Raw genomic sequence first — 18,289 nt, 5'->3', positions numbered from 1 at the left:
AGACGATGAGGTTGATAGGTTCGAGGTGGAAGCGTGGTGACACGTGGAGCTGACGAATACTAATCGATCGAGGACTTAACTACATTCTTTACCATGTCACGGTATTTACTCTTATTTAGTTTTCAGGATATAAATTAATTACATATTAATAAAAATAATCCTTGATTTTTTCAAAAAAACCTATTATAATATCACTTGTGACTGATTTTAAAAGGTTGATTGAAAAGCGATCAAATTGTCTGGTGGCGATGGCGGAGAGGCCACACCTGTTCCCATGCCGAACACAGAAGTTAAGCTCTCCAGCGCCGATGGTAGTTGGGACTTTGTCCCTGCAAGAGTAGGACGCTGCCAGACAGTGAGATCTAATTAAATATCCCATTTCATGAGACAAGCAAGACCATGTTTGATTCTTCATTGAAATTATTCCACAGTAGCTCAGTGGTAGAGCTATCGGCTGTTAACCGATCGGTCGCAGGTTCGAATCCTGCCTGTGGAGCCATATGGAGAGCTGTCCGAGTGGCCGAAGGAGCACGATTGGAAATCGTGTAGACCGCTACCGCGGTCTCGAGGGTTCGAATCCCTCGCTCTCCGCCACCTTTAATATGGCCCGTTGGTCAAGTGGTTAAGACACCGCCCTTTCACGGCGGTAACACGGGTTCGAATCCCGTACGGGTCACCAACATGGAGGATTAGCTCAGCTGGGAGAGCACCTGCCTTACAAGCAGGGGGTCGCAGGTTCGAGCCCTGCATCCTCCACCATTTGTCTCATTAACAATATCGCGGGATGGAGCAGTCTGGCAGCTCGTTGGGCTCATAACCCAAAGGTCGCAGGTTCAAATCCTGCTCCCGCAACCAATTTATTTAATAGTGGTACTGTAAAGTACAGCTAAGTAAATGAAAACATTTTAATATGGTCCGGTAGTTCAGTTGGTTAGAATGCCTGCCTGTCACGCAGGAGGTCGCGGGTTCGAGTCCCGTCCGGACCGCCACTTAATCTAAATTAAGTGTCACCTTAAAAGTTATGGCTCGGTAGCTCAGTCGGTAGAGCAACGGACTGAAAATCCGTGTGTCGGCGGTTCGATTCCGTCCCGAGCCACCACTTTTTTTCATTTAAACATTTGAATATAAGATGGAGGGGTAGCGAAGTGGCTAAACGCGGCGGACTGTAAATCCGCTCCCTCAGGGTTCGGGAGTTCGAATCTCTCCCCCTCCACCATCTTTTAAGTAGGGGTATAGTTTAATGGTAAAACGAAGGTCTCCAAAACCTTTGATGTGGGTTCGATTCCTACTACCCCTGCCATTTCATTTCTATGGCGGTCGTGGCGAAGTGGTTAACGCACCGGATTGTGGCTCCGGCATTCGTGGGTTCGATCCCCACCGGTCGCCCCATATTGGGCTATAGCCAAGCGGTAAGGCATCGGGTTTTGATCCCGTGTACCCCAGGTTCGAATCCTGGTAGCCCAGCCATAATGCGGAAGTAGTTCAGTGGTAGAACACCACCTTGCCAAGGTGGGGGTCGCGGGTTCGAATCCCGTCTTCCGCTCCATTTCCCATGTGGCGGTATAGCCAAGTGGTAAGGCAGAGGTCTGCAAAACCTTTATCACCGGTTCGAATCCGGTTACCGCCTTTGTTTCGCATATATGCCGGTGTGGCGGAATTGGCAGACGCGCACGACTCAAAATCGTGTTCCTCACGGAGTGTCGGTTCGAACCCGACCACCGGTACTAAAATCACTGATATAGCGGTATCTACAGACGTAGGTATCGCTATTTTTACGTTTATATGTAGCGAAAAATAGTCGTGCAACCTATACGCCTCTTTCCGATTAATTCGGAAGGGGGCTTTTTTGCGTTGTCGAGACGAAAGAACGTATTAGAGGGCGATCAAATCGACGTAATATCGTCTACACTTACTGCCGACATATTGCCGTTTGACAGGGCGTTAGACTTATTTATCCAGGACGCCAAGCGGAAAGCATTACGAGAATTTACGATTAAGTATTATCGGCGGGAACTGAATGATTTCCGCAAGTATCTGCTAATGAAAGACCATTCGCTAATAATTAACGAGGTCTTACGCCATCATATCGACGAGTATATCGAAGACATGCAGAAGAGGCGTCAGTTAAAAACAACGACGATCAATACGAAACTACGGGCAGCACGTACGCTATTTAACTTCCTATCCGATAACAAGTATCTTACGGAGAATCCAATGCGGAAGTATCCGCTATTGAAGGACAGGAAAGCGAATATACAAACGTTCACTATGACACAGCTACGGGCGCTAATGAACGCTCCGGACAAGCGCACCTTTACCGGCCAACGGGACTATACGTTCATGATGTTATTGCTGGATACGGGGATACGATTAAACGAAGCTGCCGGAATACTCGTAGAGGACGTCAAGTTATCAGAAGGACAAGTATTTATCCGAAATACAAAGAATCATTTTCACCGTTATGTACCGGTTAGCGCGAAGATGAAGGATCAGTTACGGAAGTTTATTAGATTACGTGGAACGGCGGAGACGGATCACCTATTTATCACGTTAGATGAAGAGGCGATGACTCGCCACGGCTTGCAGAAGATTGTTCCGAAGTATGGACAAGAGGCGGGTATCAAGGGCGTACGTACAAGCGCACATACGCTACGGCATACGTTCGCTAAAATATCCGTTATGAATGGAGCCGGCATATTCGAATTACAGAAAGTACTCGGCCATTCGTCTATGGAAATGGTACGCGTATATGTAAATCTATTCAGTAGCGAAGTGGCGGAAAGACACAAAGCGTTTTCTCCGCTAAACAACCTTAACATTTAATTTACGCAAAAAAAAAAGGCGCAGCACACGCCTGCCCGAATACTATCCGAACAAGCACATACTAGCACCTACCTGTATCGTTAGTATATCGTCTAAAGTTCGTATAGTCAAATATTCGGCAGGTACGTACCTTAAACCGAACGTATGTACGTTGTGTAGCGCCTTCAATTAGGAGGCAACGAACCATGACAAAGCAATCGAGCAATCTAACGTATCTATCCGACTATGCAACATTCGATAACAAGCAGGAACTAAACCACCATGTATCCCAACACGAAAAGGCGCACGCCGACGTCTTAAATGCAACCATGCGGAATGTATTACGATTTATCGCCCGTTACTCCGTTAAGTATCCCGGCGCCAGTCATTTGAAGGTATCGACGATTGCGGAAGGCTGCGGAAAGTCTGAGCGTACTATCGGACGTGTACTCAATCGCCTAGAGTCGTTGGATATTATCCGCAGAGTGGGAATGATCCGCCCGAAGAGTGGCGGAAAGGGCGCTAGTATTATCGTTATTCAGCCGTTTATGTCCGAACGGATGACGGATAGCGAAGTAGACGAGAAGGCAAGCGCCAGTAAGGACGAGCGCACCAATTCAGAGGACGAACCTTTACGCAAGCGTGAAAAACATAACTACGTATTAGAATCCGCCAAGGCAGTACGGAATAACATACCGGCTCCGATATACGACACACTCAGTCCGTTTTTCAACGCCAAAGACTTACGTAGGCTTACGGGTATTATTCTACGTTCCAAGCGAAAGGACCAACGCCTAGAGGCGCACAGGGAGCCATTAGAGGGCGTATTATTGGACGTCATAAGGCGGTTCAAGGAGCGCTCCATATCGAACCTGGACGGATACCTATACCAGTCGTGCAAGCGCCTATTTAAGCGCCTATACTGGGAAGATTTACACGTTGCCGTCTATGGGGCGTAGCCTTGCGTCTCAGAAATTTTGCTGAAAAAAATTTTTCGAAACGTTTACCGGAGAAATTATGGCGATTTTGTGACGGGCAAAGCGTACACCGAACTGGGGCGCGAGTTAAAGGAAGCGCAGGACGAACTGGCGAAGAACGGGTACGGTTGTTTCCAGTCGTGGATAGAGTCCGTAGGGTTCAAACGGAACAAGGCGTATGACCTCATCCGGAGGTACGAAACGATTGTCCGAATTTCGGACGAACAGAAGAGAGACCTACTCGAAGACCTCCCGGTATCACTCACGTACGAGATCGCCAAGCCTTCCGCAGAAGCAACGCCAGCAAAGGCGCAGGCAAAGGCGGAGGTATTAGCGGGCGAAATCGACACAGGGAAGGCGGAATTTTTGCTTCGACCTTTCTGATACCCAGCGATAGGTTTGCTCATTCGGCCGGCAGTTTTCCGCGAGATTGCCCCGGGGGAGTTGTCGTCCGCTTCCGTCCAGTTGCTCCGCCTTGTCCGAATAGATGCCGAAGTACCTTCCGCTTGCTCCGTCGGGTTGTACTACCGTCTATGCAATCGTCTATAAAACGAAGGTTATTTGAAAAATAATGTAGTTGCTGGATACACGCATTTTCATTTTGGATCTTGTCCTAGGATGGTAGAAAATTGGCTGAAAAAATGTATAGCGTATCAAGCGGATAGGGGAAAATAGTATGTTTAATCATAGTTATTCGGTACCAAAGTTAAATAAGGAAATGGGACAGCAGGTAAGTCGATATATAGATACACTAACAAAGCCACTTGGAAGTCTCGGTAGGCTAGAGGAATTAGCCATTTCATTAGCGGCAATGAAAGGGGAAGCATTTCCATCAGTAACACCACCCGGTGTGTTAGTATTTGCTGCCGATCATGGCATCACTGATGAAGGAGTATCGGCTTATCCACAAGAAGTAACGGAGCAGATGGTTCGAAATTTCTTAAACGGTGGTGCAGGGATTAATGTTTTTAGTAGACAAATAGGAGCCTTGCTTGAAATCATCGACATTGGGGTTACGTCGACGATAAAAGACGAAAGGTTGATAGATAAAAAGGTTCGGTTTGGAACGGCTAATTTTTATCAGGAAGATGCAATGACCCGGAAAGAAGCAGAAGATGCGCTTGAAGTTGGCTATCAACAAGGGCTAGAAATAATAAATAAAGGTGCCAAATGTCTCATATTAGGTGAGATGGGGATTGGTAATACGACAGCGAGTGGTGCAATATTGGCTGTTCTTAGTAAAGCGGAGATCGATTCACTAGTCGGTCATGGAACAGGTATTGCAGACGATACCTTCGAACATAAAATAGAAGTGATTAAACAAGCGCTTGTAAAACGAAATCCAAATCCAAAGGATCCAGTTGATATTATGGCAAAGGTAGGCGGACTAGAAATTGCGGGGATGACAGGCGCGATGCTTGCTGCAGCAAGTCAGCGTGTACCGATACTTGTGGATGGGTTTATTTGTACAGTAGCTGCACTCTTAGCAAAGGAAATCTCTCAAGCTGCATCTGATTACATGATTATTACACATCAATCGGCAGAACCTGGACACCAAGTGGCTATTTCCTTACTAGGTAATAAGCCATTAATTGATTTAGGTCTTAGACTAGGGGAAGGAACGGGGGCAACGATTGCTTATCCAATCATTCAATCAGCAACTTTAATGGTAAAGGAAATGGCTACGTTTGATACTGTGGGAGTATTAAATAAACAATAGGAGGGTTCATATGGTACAGGAAAGAAGAAAACAACAGGGCTTAACACTTGTTTATACTGGTGATGGTAAAGGAAAGACGACAGCAGCTATTGGACTAACAGTTCGGGCAGTTGGTCAAGGGTTTAACGTAAAGATTTTACAGTTTATCAAATCACCAAGACGTTCCTACGGGGAGCAAATTGCCTTAGAAAAGTTAGGTGTCGAGACAGAGCAGCTTGGTATTGGATTTACATGGACCAAAACCCCAGAAGAACATCGAGAAGCATTAAGAAAAGCATGGCCAAAAGCAAAGGAAACGGTGATGAGTGGGGAATATGACCTTGTTGTCCTAGACGAATTAAATAATGCATTAGCGATTGGCAAATTTCCGATTGATGATGTGTTGCCATTAGAGGAAGTAAAGGACTTAATAAAAAATAAACCAGAACATGTCCACCTCGTCATTACCGGAAGAAATGCCAAACAAGAAATTAAAGATATCGCCGACCTTGTTTCCGTGGTGGATGTGGAAAAGCATTACTATGATAGAGGTATCCCAGCAGTGAAAGGGATTGAGCTTTAAGGGTTAGGTGAAAGTGTCAAAGTGAGGTGTAACGCCAATGGAAAAGGCCGTTCCTTTAATGATTCAGGGTACCCATTCAGATGCCGGAAAAAGTGCCATGGCAACTGCCTTCTGCCGTATATTTACGCAGGATGGACTTAACACAGCTCCATTTAAGTCCCAAAATATGGCATTAAACTCTTATGTTACGGCTGATGGAAAAGAGATTGGGCGTGCCCAAGGTGTTCAAGCAGAAGCAGCAGGTGTCATTGCCACAACAGATATGAATCCAATTTTAATCAAGCCAACTGGGGCCTACCAATCTCAAATTGTTGTACATGGCAAGCCATTTAAAAATATGCAGGCAGGCGAATATCGGCAAGATTTTTTCCAACAAGGGTTACAGTTAATAAGAGAATCTTACCATCGATTATCTACGAGTTATGATCGGATTGTGATTGAAGGCGCAGGTAGTCCCGCTGAGATCAATTTAAATGACAGGGAGCTTGTCAATATGCGGGTAGCACAAATCGCAAAAGCACCAGTTATTTTGGTGGGGGACATTGAAAAGGGTGGGGTTTTTGCTAGTTTAGTAGGAACCTTGCAACTCCTCCAACCAGAAGATCGTAAACGGATAGTCGGGGTTATCATTAATAAATTTAGAGGAGATGTATCGTTATTACAGCCTGGATTAACGTGGTTTGAAGAATATACCAATGTTCCCGTTTTAGGGGTGATTCCATATATCGAGAACCTTGTCATGGAGGCGGAAGATTCAGTTGTGTTAGACAGCTATTCTTCTCATAAGGATACATCCAAAGTGATTGATATAGCTGTTATCCGTCATCCGATGATCTCCAATTTCACCGATATGGATCCTTTTTTTGAAGAAAACGATTGTCATGTTCGCTTTGTCCGTTCGGCCGATGAATTAGCAGATCCAGATTTACTTATTTTACCTGGAAGCAAAAACACGTTAGCGGATATGCAATTTTTACACCGAACCGGTCTAGCTAATCGGATATGGGCTTTAGCAGAAAAGAATACGACGACGATTGTTGGGATCTGTGGAGGTTATCAAATGTTAGGTACGAGCATTATAGATACATATGAAGTGGAGTCATCACATGGGAAGGTCGAAGGATTAGGACTGATTCCGATGCAAACCAAGATGACTAAAGAAAAGACAACGGTTCAGTCGGAAGGACTTGCCCATTACGGGGATAAAATCATTCCTGTTACAGGGTACGAGATTCATATGGGGGAACCTCACTTTAAAGTTGAGGTTAGTCCTTTTATCCAGCTAACAGATCGAACAGAAGGAACAATCACTGAAAACAGGAACATTATTGGCACCTACTTTCATGGCATCTTCCATAATGACTCATTTCGGCAGAACGTACTTAATGATATAAGGAGTAAAAAAGGGTTGGCTCCACTTTTAAACCGAACCTCTTTTCCCCAAAAAAGGCAGGAAGGTTTTGATTTGTTAGCTAAGGTTGTTCGTGATCACGTTCAACTATCACGTATTTATCAATTAATGAATGATTTCCATAAGAATGAATTATAAGAAAAGGAATCTGAAAAATGTTAGTTCATTTTACTACGATATATGATCCAGTTGTAAGTTTATGTATTATTTTAGTTGTCGCTATTTTATTAGATTTAGCGATTGGTGACCCACGGTGGATTCCACATCCTGTCGTACTGATGGGGAAGCTGATTGGATTTTTAGAAGGAAGATGTAATCATGGTGAAAATAGACGGATAAAAGGGATTTACCTTACTACAACAGTGGTATTAGTTGTATTTCTTCTCTCCTTTTTGCTTGTATATATCGCCTATCAATTACACCCAATTGTAGGTGTTTGCACACAAATTTATCTTGTTTCAACAACAATTGCAATCAAAGGATTGAGTGCTGCTGCTAAAGCTATTCTTACCCCATTGGTCGCTGGCGATTTAGCAGAAGCAAGAAAACAGCTGAGTATGGTTGTGGGTCGTGATACACAAGACTTACCTGAAAGTGAAATCGTTCGAGGAACAGTGGAGACAGTTGCAGAAAATACAGTTGATGGAATAACCGCGCCATTGTTTTGGACGGTTGTTGGTGGAGCACCACTAGCTATGGTGTACCGAGCGATTAATACATTGGATTCGATGATTGGCTATAAAAATGAAAGGTATAAGCAATTTGGTTGGGCATCAGCTAGGCTTGACGATGTAGTTAATTGGATTCCAGCTAGGATAACTGCGCTATCGATATGGCTAGCAGCTTTAATTATTAAAGGGTCGAAAAAGAAGCATGGGTGGAAAATTACATGTAGAGATGCTAACAAACACCCAAGTCCAAATAGTGGTTGGTCAGAGGCGATGGTTGCGGGGTTAATGGGAGTTCAGTTAGGTGGTATTAATTATTATGGCGGCCAAAAGTCTGTACGGGCAACGATGGGAGATCAGTTAAAACAATTAACGAAAGATGATATAACAAGATCGATCCAGTATATGCATGGTGGATGGCTAGTATTTTTGATAATAAGTGTTTGTTTACTCCAACTAATCAAATAGTTTAAATGAGGTGAGAGGATGAAATGGCCAAACCATGGTGGACAACCAGAAGCGATAAAAAAACTATTACATATGAACGACGAAAAAAAATTACTAGATTTTAGTGCAAATTTAAACCCGTTAGGCCCACCTAATTGGTTACAAGAATCATTAAACAACAGTTATGAGGTGATTTGTCGTTATCCAGACCCGACTTATTCAACGAGTAGTGCCAGGGTAGCGAATCATGAAGGAATAGATCCAGACAAAGTGTTATTAACCAATGGGGGAGCAGAAGCTATTTTTTTAGTAGCAAAATATTTTGAACAAGGGAAAGCACTGATTGTGCATCCTACCTTTTTGGAATATGAACGAGCCTGCAAACATTATCATATCGATGTGGAAGATATCTTCTATAAACAAGAAAATAATTTTAAATTACCAATGGAGACGATTACGGAAAAACTAACGGATAAAAATATTCTTTTTCTTTGCCGTCCAAACAACCCTTCAGGAACAGTAATCCCAGAGGAAGATATAAAAGTCCTTTTAGAAGAAGGAAAAAAAACAGATACTTATATCGCTGTGGATGAGGCATTTGTTGACTTTTTACCCGCTTCCATTCCTACTCTTTCAGCATGGTTACACACCTATTCAAACTTAATCTTATTCCGCTCCTTAACAAAAATGTACACCATTCCTGGGTTAAGAATTGGGTATATGATGGCTGATGCTTCCATCATTAATCAATTAAAAAAGGAACAAATCCCATGGAGCATTAATGGGCTAGTAGATGCTGTTGTTCCAAAATTACTTGAGGATAATAGATTTGTAGAACAAACAAGTAATTGGCTACATGAGCAATCAAACTATATCTACCGAACCTTAAAGCAATTGAATTTTTACTTCTCCGCTTCCAGTGTGAATTTTTATCTATTACGAGATAACCTACAGCCAAAACGTACAGAAGAACTGTTTCATTTTTTAGTGGGCCACGGAATATTGGCTCGCCATACGCATAACTTTAAAGGGTTAAATGGTAAGTATCTACGGATTGCAATTCGCTCAAAGGAAGAAAATGAACAGTTACTTACCGCTCTACGAAAATGGAGAGAGACGTCGTGATTAGTTTTATATCTGGTGGAGCAAGGTCTGGGAAAAGTCATTTTTCCGAGCAAACGGCCCTATCGTTTTATAACAAAGCACAGGAGCACCAACAGGATAGTGGGCTTTATTACATTGCTACAGCTAAAAGAAGTGATGAAGAAATGGAAGAAAGAATTTGGATTCATCAAAAGCAACGAATTAATACGTGGAAAACAGTAGAAGAGTCCACGGACCTTGTGCCTTTTCTTTCTAATTGTAAAAAAGGCGATGTTATTTTAATCGATTGTTTAACGATATGGTTAAGTAATGTCTTGTTCGAAAGACAATATAGTATGGACAAGATAGAAATTGCAGTAAACAGTTGGATTAAGCTTGCACGTGAAAAACAATTTCATCTCCTGATTGTTTCCAACGATATTAATGAAGAAATCCCGTCTTCTGATCAGGTTGTGTATACCTACATGTATTGCTTGCAGCATTTACACCAAATAATTGTCCAGCAATCAGAACTTGTTGTTCAAGTTCAAGTTGGTATTCCCACATACTGGAAGGGGGGCTAAGTGATGAAGCAACTAATTTTTGGTTTTATCCTAGCTGTTCAATTTCTAACACGGATTCCGGTTCCTGTTTCATGCCCTTGGAATAAAAACACAAGTAGATGGGCAATTAGGAGTTACCCATTAGTTGGTATCATTCTAGGTTTTATCCTAGCTGTTCTTTTATATTTCGTTGCGCCCTATCTTCCACTAGGTATGTTGGCATTATTTACGGTTTCGGTATGTGTATGGCTGACTGGTGGATTACATTTAGATGGGTGGATGGATGTTGCTGATGCAATCGGTTCCAATGCTCCTTTAGAAAGAAAATGGGAGATTATGAAAGACCCTGTCGTAGGAAGCTTTGGCCACATCGCGCTTCTTTTTTTACTAGCATGGAAGACGATATTTATTTATAGTTTGTTTGAATCAGATTTACCTATTTATTCATTTATTTTTATTTTTGCTTTTTCTCGTTTGGGTGCAGTTGTGTTACTTATAGCTTTACCGGCTGCAAAAAAACAAGGATTAGCATGGGAGTGGCGGAAAAATGTGAATAAGCTTGACGGACTGTATGCCGCTATCCCTGTCATTGGTATCGTTTGGTTGTTTCCGGATTTCCTTTATCTGATCCCATCGTACATTGTATTTATCGTTTTTTTGGGGATATGGGTAAAAGTTAAATTTAAAGGAATTAATGGTGATTTATTAGGGACAGCGATTGAGGGAGGCGAACTATGGGGACTGGCGATTACTTGGATATATATTTTGTTCGTCATAGCATAACGGACTGGAATTTAGAAAAAAGATATATAGGCCATACAGACCGACGAGTTATTAAAAGTCAGTTAACAAGATTAGAAGACCTCAAAAACACCTTAGATACGATTCGCTTTGACAGTGTATACACGAGTGATCTATGTCGATGTCTGGAAACGTTAGCCTATTTGCAAATTCCATTAAAATACTGTGCGGATACAAGATTAAGAGAAATTAATTTTGGCGATTGGGAAGGAAAAACCTATCAACAGCTAAAAGACAAACAAGCATACCGGAATTGGATCGACAATTGGGAAGATAATCCCATACCAAATGGAGAATCAGCCAGACAATTTAAAGCTAGAATTGACCGTTTTCTCCATGAATGTATACAACAACAGATTGGAAGTGCGTTAGGTGTTAACAAGCGCATACTGATTATGACCCATGGCGGGGTGATTCGATATCTTATTTCCAGCTACGTCACGTCGGTATCCTTTTGGGAGGTAGCTATCAAACATGGACAGGCAATTCGACTAACACTAAAAAAACAGGAGGGAGAATGGATATGCAGCTCTTTATCGGCGGTGCCTTTTCAGGAAAAAGAAAGATAGTAAGAAAGCAAAAAGAACAATGTAGTTGGGTGTCCGCTTACGATGGAGATGCGGTTTTTGACTGGGAAACAAACTGGGTAAAGGGCACAACACTCGTAATGGAAGGCTGGGAAAAGTGGATTATGGCTGAGCTGAAAATAAATGTAAATAATGACGAAATTCGAAAAAAGTTCAACACTTTATTTCAGAACCTTTTAAAAGAAGAGCAAAGGCGGAATAATGAGGCCATCCTTGTTATGTTAGAGGTCGGTAAAGGTATTGTTCCTCTTGAAAAGAATGATAGGCGGCTAAGAGATCTAGCGGGTTGGATTGGACAGGATGCCACCGTAATGGCAAATAAGGTTAACTATGTATGGAATGGACTAGCAAAAAGACTAAAATGAGGATTTCTTATGCTGAAAGGTGGAAACTTCCTTAGGAAACTAAATCGATTTCTCCTAGAATACCGAATTGTTAAGCCTATCTAGGTTTAACGACTTCCTTAATAGGTGTAGATAACTATTTCAATTGGCCTCAAGGAGTTAAAATATTAGCCAAAGTAGGTTCCGATTTAGTGTTAGCATCTCTTACTATTCCTGGAATGGCACGAAATATTGATGAGCTAGAAAAAAGAAACATCCCCTATGTAGTTATTCCGAACCCCAAAACATTAACCGAGGTAGGATACAGTCTATTATTTGTTGGAAAGGTAACACATACGAAAGAAATGGGAGAAAACAGTTATACAGGAAGAATGAATTAATTCTTGAAAACTATCATCATTTATCTAAACAGATAGAACATCCAAAAAAAATTTATTGGGAATGGTGACTGAAACCGATATTCACACCTGGTGCCGACAATTGGTTAACCGAAATAAGTGAGCTTGCAGGAGGCAGAAACCTCTTCTAAGATAAGCACCAATCAAGTGTAAAAACGGTTTGGGATGAAGTTAGAAGTAGAAACCCCGATGTGATGTGCGTGGTATGGGTTGGTGTTTAGAAGGAAAAGGTTAATCCAAAAGTCATCCACAGTCAGTCGGAGCAAATGGATGCTATTAAAAACAGTCAATTACATGTTCTAGAGGAACCACTATTTTGTAGACCCTCACCAAGACTATTACTAGGTTTAACTAAGATTGCGAATATACTTCATCCAACTATTTATCCGCCGTTTCCCGGAAATAGAGATCCTTTAACCGACGATGAGTTCCTTATCAACCAATAGCACCACTAACGATGAGAATAAATGGGGGTGTTTTTGATGACTAATCGTTATCATTGTTGTGCGACATGTAAAAACTTTCGAATTCAAATACAAGAAGGTGTTGGAAAACGAATTTATTGTGAAAGGCTTGGCTTTGATACGAAACCAGTATCGATTTAATTGTTGGGACCCAAAAGAACGTGTAATAAAAGCAATGAAGAAAAAGCTATGAAATTATTTGTCTTCTCATTGGAGATGCATAAGTTTAAACTAACATACTAGGTCCTTTTTAACCTGGTTTTTTTGTTATTTACGCTATTCTTGACGAATGTATAAACGAACAATACTCTAATTATCCACGAGAGAAAAGAGAAGAGCTCAGAAAACGCTGTATCGATTACTATAAATAAAGTAGTCACTTAATGGGTATGTTTTTATTTACAATAAGATGTGATTGAATAATAAAAATATTTTAAATAAAGAGTCGGCGTATCATTTTACATCTACTCTGTAGAGTATATTATTTTACGGATTGCAATTATTAAAAAGCAATTAAATCAATTTTTTAATCCATAATCAACCCCGACCACAGATGTCAAAAATGAGCCAATGGTAAAAGGAAAAAACACTCACCAATCTTAATATTTCTATGTTTGTGAGTGTTTTTGATTTCGGTCACACAATTGGACTTGCATGGTTTGAAGGTGTTTCCCCAATGATTTTATTACGATATTAGATGCATGATATAGCAACAGGATCTTGTAACTTTATGGTATAATACTCATTTACTACAATTTGATAAAAAGTGCTAAACCATGGTATAAGTATAAAGGAAGCAGAAGCATTTCTGCTTTTTATTTTGGGATATAACAGGATTTTTTCTGGGTACCATAATGAAAGGAATGGAATTTGGTATGACTGATAATTTTTGGCGTGATTTACCACGGCCGTTTTTTATATTGGCACCAATGGAAGATGTGACGAACGTTGTCTTCCGTCATGTAGTGAGTGAAGCAGCTAGACCTGATGTGTTTTTTACAGAGTTTACAAACTCGGAAAGCTATTGCCATCCAGATGGGGTTCACAGTGTGCGTGGGCGTTTGACTTTCACAGAAGATGAACAGCCGATGGTAGCCCATATCTGGGGGGATAAGCCTGAATATTTCCGAGAAATGAGTATCGGAATGGCGAAAGAAGGTTTTCGCGGGATCGATATCAATATGGGCTGTCCTGCACCTAATGTGGCACCAAAAGGAAAGGGATGCGGTCTGATCCGCCGTCCGGAAGTGGCTGCTGAGCTGATACAAGCAGCGAAGGCGGGCGGATTGCCGGTGAGTGTGAAGACGAGGCTTGGCTACACGTATGTAGACGAGTGGCGTGAGTGGCTTAAACACCTATTAGAGCAAGACATTGTCAATCTTTCCATCCACCTGCGTACAAAGAAGGAAATGAGCAATGTGGATGCACATTGGGAACTGATTCCGGAGATCAAGAAGCTTCGTGATGAGGTGGCACCAGATACACTGTTGACAATCAATGGGGATATTCCTGATCGTCAAAAGGGCCTGGAACTCGTTGAAAAATACGGTGTGGATGGAGTCATGATCGGGCGCGGCATTTTTAAAAATCCATTCGCCTTTGAAAAGGAGCCGAGAGAGCATAGCAGTGAGGAATTGTTGGATCTTCTGCGGTTGCAGCTCGATCTCCATGATAAATATTCGACGGAATTCGAACCACGTCCATTCAAACCTCTTCGCCGCTTCTTCAAGATATATGTCCGAGGGTTCCGGGGAGCGAGTGAATTGAGGAATCAATTGATGGAGACTGAGTCCACTGATGAAGTGCGTGCATTGCTTGACGAGTTTGCGGGAAAGAATATGGATCCCAGTATATTATAGATATTAATGGTCGGTCGGTATATGTGCATAAGTTAAATATCATCTTCTGCTACTGACCATTATCTGTTTGAAAACTATTGCTTTTATGCTTTAATGGTATGTTTTGATTTGCAGGACTAAAATTACTATTGGATGAAGAGAGACAGGGTATGATTCCTTGTCTCTTTTTTGTATAATAAATGAAACGGTGATTGTTTATCCAAATACACAAGGTATAATAATACAAAGAAGCCTTTTCTTTTCGAAGACCAGCTGTTTTTAATTCTGGGACGTTAATTCATGAGAAGTTCTATATATATTATTCATGGAAGACCAGCTATAAGGACAGTAAATGATAATTAGGAGTGTAATCATGGATGAAATGAAGGATATTCGTTGGAAACAAAGATTTGAGAACTTTGAAAAGTCTTTCAAGCTCCTAGAAAAATACTCGTCTAATTCCATTTCAACTGAGTTAGAACGAGCCGGTATTATCCAATTCTTTGAGACCACTTTTGAATTAGCGTGGAAAGTACTGAAGGATTATTTGGAGTCAGAGGGCTATATTCCAAAAAGTCCTAGAGAATCCATTAAACAGGCTTTTCAGGTTGAATTAATTGAAGATGGCCACCTTTGGATGGAGGCTCTATCTAAACGAAATTCAACAACCCATACTTATGACCAAGAACTAGCTGAGAAGTTAGTGAAAGAGATACAAGAACAATTCCTGCCTTTATTTAGAGATCTTTATAATAAATTACTAAAGGAAAGATAATATGTTCGGACTTATTGAGAGTGACATATATTATATAAAAACTGCCCTAGCAAAGTTTGAGGAAATAGAATGTGCAATTATCTTTGGAAGTAGAGCAATGGGCAATTACAAAAAAGGATCTGATATAGATCTTGCGGTAAAAGGAAAAGGTATTACTTCAAAGACTTTATATCATTTATCTGATTTACTGAACGAGGAATATCCGTTACCGTATTTCTTTGATCTTATTCACTATGAGGCTATATCTAACACGAATTTAAAGGCTCATATTGACGAAGAAGGGAAAATAATCTACGGAGTTAACTCTGTGAATTATGGATAACCTTCTGATGAGCAGTTGGATTTTATGCATAGTACTAATAAGAGCCAGTCTCCCATCCTTAAAAGAGTTGGGGGACTGGCTCTTTGTTTATAGATGTTAAGCATCAATAGTCCCAGCATAACCATAGGAGTTTCTCCTCTTCCTAAACTACTTTAATAGGAAAGTACCGCGTTACTTGGACACTGCCGTAAAAGGGGATGGCCGCTTCTCTTTTGCCTGTTCATGTGTTATAATATTTAGGATCTAAATATTTAGAAAATATCTATTGTTATAAAATGTAATCGCTGTCATATTTGCTTGAATTGAACAAGAGTGAAGCTAGTAAAATAGGTCCCCCAATAGAAAAGCATGTTACCGGTGAAAAAAATGAATCCTAAAAAAGAGCAATTTTTACTTATTTTAGCGCAGAGCAATTGAAACAATAATTATATTGGAGGGATGGTTACACATGGGAACGAACCTCAGCAGCACCAATTTAAATGCTATATTCGAATTGCCGAAGGAGGAAGCTCTCAAATCTTTTTATGAACGCATGATTACTATTCCAATTACCGCCATATCCTCTTTGAAAAAGGAGCTTGCAACAACGGTAGGGGTCGACCGTTCCAAGGGGATTTTTATTCGATATGGTTGGCATAATGGTGTCAGTGATGGGGAAAAGGTTTTGACCTTTCCATGGGAAAATGAACATGATCTGATCTATGCCGGCCCACAACTGCATATGTTACACGGATATGTTGATAATGTGGAAGTGGATGATGTTGAATATGATAAGGAAAAAGATTTACAGTCCATAAAAGTCTCCTGGTACAATTCATTCGAGGTGGATGAGTTCTTAAAGAGCGGGAACCAAAGCGAAAAGCCTGTCTGTCATACGATGTGCGGGTATGCGAGCGGCTATTTGTCAACCGTTCTAAACAGGACCATTATCGTGATGGAAACCAAATGCAGGGCAATGGGCCATGATAATTGTGAAGTCACATGTATGCCCATGGAAAAATGGGGAAAAGAGCTGGAAGATGAGTATAGGTACTATCAATCTACCAGTATGATTCAGGAATTAGATGAAATCACCGCAAAGCTAAAAACCGAGCGCGACTATTTAAATAAGGCCTATAAAATTAATCGGAAACTAATAGATGAATTACTTTCGAAACGAGGGCTGGAAAGAATCGTGGACATACTATATAAAACAACTGGCCTTCCTACGTTTATTGAGAATGAAGACCATCAGATTATGGTGAAATCCGGCGGTGCTGAACTAGACACGGATATTGATCTGGAGAAATTAAATACGGAGACCACCAGCTTTATCAGTATTTCCCCTGAGGAAGGAATACTGCGGACACCTATCTACTTTGAACAGCGAATCAAGGGCTATTGTTCGTTTCTTTATTCAGAAGGAAATAAGCCCAATGATTTGGAGTATATGATTCTCGACCAGGCTTCCCTTACAGCGTCGATTATCATGCTGAATGAGAACATTAAAATCAATACAGAGCAAAATATACGACGCGGATTTCTAAGTGATGTTCTAAGCAACAGGTTAGAGAAGGACGAGCTGTATAAAATAGCCTATTATCTTAATTTCAATTCCGATGATTCCTACTGGATGCTTACCATGGAAACAAATGTCAATACATCCGAGGTGAGTCATGAGATTGAAGTTAATGAAGAATTGATCCGCCATATCAATTCGTTTTTTAAGCAGAGGAATATAAACACGATCGTCACTCAGAAATCAGGAAATATCATCATGTTGATTGATCATTCCTCATTCGAAAAAGTATATATGAAACGGTCCAAGTTCATTAAACAGTTGTTAAAAGACTGTGCCCGCCGGTATGCCGATTATACGTTTTACGCGGGTGTCAGCTCTGTTGTACAAAATATTGACCAGATCCCTGTATTGCATGATGAAACACTGGCAGCTTTAAAAGCGAAAAATCCAAATGAGCAGGTTCAATATTTTGAAGACCTGGGGATTGAGAGTGTTCTGTTTCAAATACCAGATGAATCATTAATTAATCGCTTTGTGAATAAACAGGTAGGGGCATTGCTTGAAGCGGACAAAAATTCGGATTTAATTCAAACGCTGTACGCCTATGTAGAGAACGGTCTAAATATCAATAACACGGCAAAAGCCATTGCCATGTCTATAAGTGGATTGCGTTATCGTTTATCTAAGATCAGCGAAATTTTAGATATCGACCTGGATGATACAAGAAGTGTTTTTTCAGTGTATATGGCATTAAATGTTTTAAAAGCAAAAGGGAAAATTACAATCTGACCATTTCTCATTATTAAATATGCAAAAGAAACCCTAGAAGAATCAGTGAAGTCCTTACTGATTTACTCTAGGGTTTTTATTTAGCAATCTAGTTTATACAAACTATTTACATATTTTTAAATAATTTATATAATCAATTAGTATATATCATTCTAAAAATATAAAATTTTCGTATATTAGATAGCTAACTTCAGAAGTGTAAGGTAAATATAATAATAACTAAATGTGATAACGCTT

General features: G+C 40.8%; 16 protein-coding genes, 14 tRNA genes and 2 rRNA genes. All 32 read left to right on the top strand.

The annotated features are described in order from the left end of the window. Window positions 1-83 (top strand): 23S ribosomal RNA (locus ACFODW_RS12700); the annotation flags it as partial. Between the two features lie 155 nt (window positions 84-238). Then, window positions 239-354: ribosomal RNA gene (gene rrf / locus ACFODW_RS12695) — 5S ribosomal RNA — on the top strand. Window positions 355-424: 70 nt separating this feature from the next. Then, a tRNA-Asn gene (locus ACFODW_RS12690) sits at window positions 425-499 on the top strand. A gap of 3 nt (window positions 500-502) precedes the next feature. Next, window positions 503-594: transfer RNA gene (locus tag ACFODW_RS12685), tRNA-Ser, on the top strand. Window positions 595-604: 10 nt separating this feature from the next. After that, a tRNA-Glu gene (locus ACFODW_RS12680) sits at window positions 605-679 on the top strand. Window positions 680-683: 4 nt separating this feature from the next. Continuing rightward, window positions 684-759 (top strand) — tRNA-Val (locus ACFODW_RS12675). Window positions 760-778: 19 nt separating this feature from the next. Further along, a tRNA-Met gene (locus ACFODW_RS12670) sits at window positions 779-855 on the top strand. 57 nt (window positions 856-912) lie between these two features. Continuing rightward, window positions 913-989, top strand: a tRNA-Asp gene (locus ACFODW_RS12665). 34 nt (window positions 990-1,023) lie between these two features. Beyond that, window positions 1,024-1,099: transfer RNA gene (locus ACFODW_RS12660), tRNA-Phe, on the top strand. Between the two features lie 32 nt (window positions 1,100-1,131). After that, window positions 1,132-1,216 (top strand) — tRNA-Tyr (locus tag ACFODW_RS12655). Window positions 1,217-1,226: 10 nt separating this feature from the next. Continuing rightward, a tRNA-Trp gene (locus ACFODW_RS12650) sits at window positions 1,227-1,300 on the top strand. 13 nt (window positions 1,301-1,313) lie between these two features. Continuing rightward, window positions 1,314-1,389, top strand: a tRNA-His gene (locus tag ACFODW_RS12645). 3 nt (window positions 1,390-1,392) lie between these two features. Further along, window positions 1,393-1,467, top strand: a tRNA-Gln gene (locus ACFODW_RS12640). A 4-nt stretch (window positions 1,468-1,471) separates the two neighbouring features. Next, window positions 1,472-1,546 (top strand) — tRNA-Gly (locus tag ACFODW_RS12635). Window positions 1,547-1,556: 10 nt separating this feature from the next. Then, window positions 1,557-1,627, top strand: a tRNA-Cys gene (locus ACFODW_RS12630). Between the two features lie 15 nt (window positions 1,628-1,642). Further along, window positions 1,643-1,724: transfer RNA gene (locus tag ACFODW_RS12625), tRNA-Leu, on the top strand. 127 nt (window positions 1,725-1,851) lie between these two features. Beyond that, the gene (locus tag ACFODW_RS12620) at window positions 1,852-2,823 is read left to right on the top strand and encodes a tyrosine-type recombinase/integrase (protein WP_390307010.1); all 972 of its coding nucleotides are present in this window, start codon (window positions 1,852-1,854) and stop codon (window positions 2,821-2,823) included. Window positions 2,824-3,008: 185 nt separating this feature from the next. Next, complete coding sequence (locus ACFODW_RS12615) at window positions 3,009-3,761, top strand: helix-turn-helix domain-containing protein (protein ID WP_390307008.1); 753 nt, start codon at window positions 3,009-3,011, stop codon at window positions 3,759-3,761. A gap of 18 nt (window positions 3,762-3,779) precedes the next feature. Continuing rightward, window positions 3,780-4,163 carry a hypothetical protein gene (locus tag ACFODW_RS12610; protein ID WP_390307006.1) on the top strand — a complete coding sequence of 128 codons (384 nt, stop codon included), beginning with the start codon at window positions 3,780-3,782 and terminating at the stop codon, window positions 4,161-4,163. A 292-nt stretch (window positions 4,164-4,455) separates the two neighbouring features. Then, a complete protein-coding gene (gene cobT, locus ACFODW_RS12605) occupies window positions 4,456-5,499 on the top strand; it encodes a nicotinate-nucleotide--dimethylbenzimidazole phosphoribosyltransferase (protein WP_390307004.1) in 1,044 nt (347 codons plus the stop codon). A 10-nt stretch (window positions 5,500-5,509) separates the two neighbouring features. After that, a complete protein-coding gene (cobO, locus tag ACFODW_RS12600) occupies window positions 5,510-6,061 on the top strand; it encodes a cob(I)yrinic acid a,c-diamide adenosyltransferase (protein ID WP_390307002.1) in 552 nt (183 codons plus the stop codon). A 37-nt stretch (window positions 6,062-6,098) separates the two neighbouring features. After that, complete coding sequence (locus tag ACFODW_RS12595; RefSeq protein ID WP_390307000.1) at window positions 6,099-7,610, top strand: cobyric acid synthase; 1,512 nt, start codon at window positions 6,099-6,101, stop codon at window positions 7,608-7,610. Window positions 7,611-7,627: 17 nt separating this feature from the next. Then, entirely contained in the window at window positions 7,628-8,608 is a 981-nt protein-coding gene (gene cbiB, locus ACFODW_RS12590) for an adenosylcobinamide-phosphate synthase CbiB (protein WP_390306998.1), read from the top strand. Window positions 8,609-8,626: 18 nt separating this feature from the next. Next, window positions 8,627-9,712, top strand: a complete 1,086-nt coding sequence (gene cobD / locus ACFODW_RS12585; protein WP_390306996.1) for a threonine-phosphate decarboxylase CobD — start codon at window positions 8,627-8,629, stop codon at window positions 9,710-9,712. Next, a complete protein-coding gene (locus ACFODW_RS12580) occupies window positions 9,709-10,254 on the top strand; it encodes a bifunctional adenosylcobinamide kinase/adenosylcobinamide-phosphate guanylyltransferase (protein ID WP_390306993.1) in 546 nt (181 codons plus the stop codon). The genes cobD and ACFODW_RS12580 overlap by 4 nt, the downstream gene beginning before the upstream one ends. A 3-nt stretch (window positions 10,255-10,257) precedes the next feature. Continuing rightward, a complete protein-coding gene (gene cobS / locus ACFODW_RS12575; protein WP_390306991.1) occupies window positions 10,258-11,016 on the top strand; it encodes an adenosylcobinamide-GDP ribazoletransferase in 759 nt (252 codons plus the stop codon). Continuing rightward, the gene (locus ACFODW_RS12570; protein WP_390306989.1) at window positions 10,968-11,603 is read left to right on the top strand and encodes a histidine phosphatase family protein; all 636 of its coding nucleotides are present in this window, start codon (window positions 10,968-10,970) and stop codon (window positions 11,601-11,603) included. The genes cobS and ACFODW_RS12570 overlap by 49 nt, the downstream gene beginning before the upstream one ends. After that, window positions 11,558-11,986 (top strand): bifunctional adenosylcobinamide kinase/adenosylcobinamide-phosphate guanylyltransferase, encoded by a 429-nt coding sequence (locus ACFODW_RS12565; RefSeq protein ID WP_390306987.1) that lies wholly within the window; start codon window positions 11,558-11,560, stop codon window positions 11,984-11,986. The genes ACFODW_RS12570 and ACFODW_RS12565 overlap by 46 nt, the downstream gene beginning before the upstream one ends. 1,716 nt (window positions 11,987-13,702) lie before the next feature. After that, window positions 13,703-14,686 carry a tRNA dihydrouridine synthase gene (locus ACFODW_RS12560; RefSeq protein ID WP_390306985.1) on the top strand — a complete coding sequence of 328 codons (984 nt, stop codon included), beginning with the start codon at window positions 13,703-13,705 and terminating at the stop codon, window positions 14,684-14,686. A gap of 352 nt (window positions 14,687-15,038) precedes the next feature. Continuing rightward, window positions 15,039-15,440 carry a nucleotidyltransferase substrate binding protein gene (locus ACFODW_RS12555; RefSeq protein ID WP_390306983.1) on the top strand — a complete coding sequence of 134 codons (402 nt, stop codon included), beginning with the start codon at window positions 15,039-15,041 and terminating at the stop codon, window positions 15,438-15,440. 1 nt (window position 15,441) lies between these two features. Continuing rightward, window positions 15,442-15,762, top strand: coding sequence for a nucleotidyltransferase family protein (locus ACFODW_RS12550; RefSeq protein WP_390306980.1), 321 nt, complete (start codon window positions 15,442-15,444; stop codon window positions 15,760-15,762). Between the two features lie 448 nt (window positions 15,763-16,210). Continuing rightward, window positions 16,211-18,052 (top strand): XylR N-terminal domain-containing protein, encoded by a 1,842-nt coding sequence (locus ACFODW_RS12545; protein WP_390306977.1) that lies wholly within the window; start codon window positions 16,211-16,213, stop codon window positions 18,050-18,052. Window positions 18,053-18,289: the final 237 nt, after the last annotated feature.

Source organism: Virgibacillus sediminis (genome assembly GCF_042643265.1).
GTDB classification, from domain to species: Bacteria; Bacillota; Bacilli; order Bacillales; family Amphibacillaceae; genus Virgibacillus_O; species Virgibacillus_O sediminis.
The sequence above is the reverse complement of the archived record's forward strand: the minus strand, read 5'-3'. Positions and strand labels throughout refer to the sequence as shown.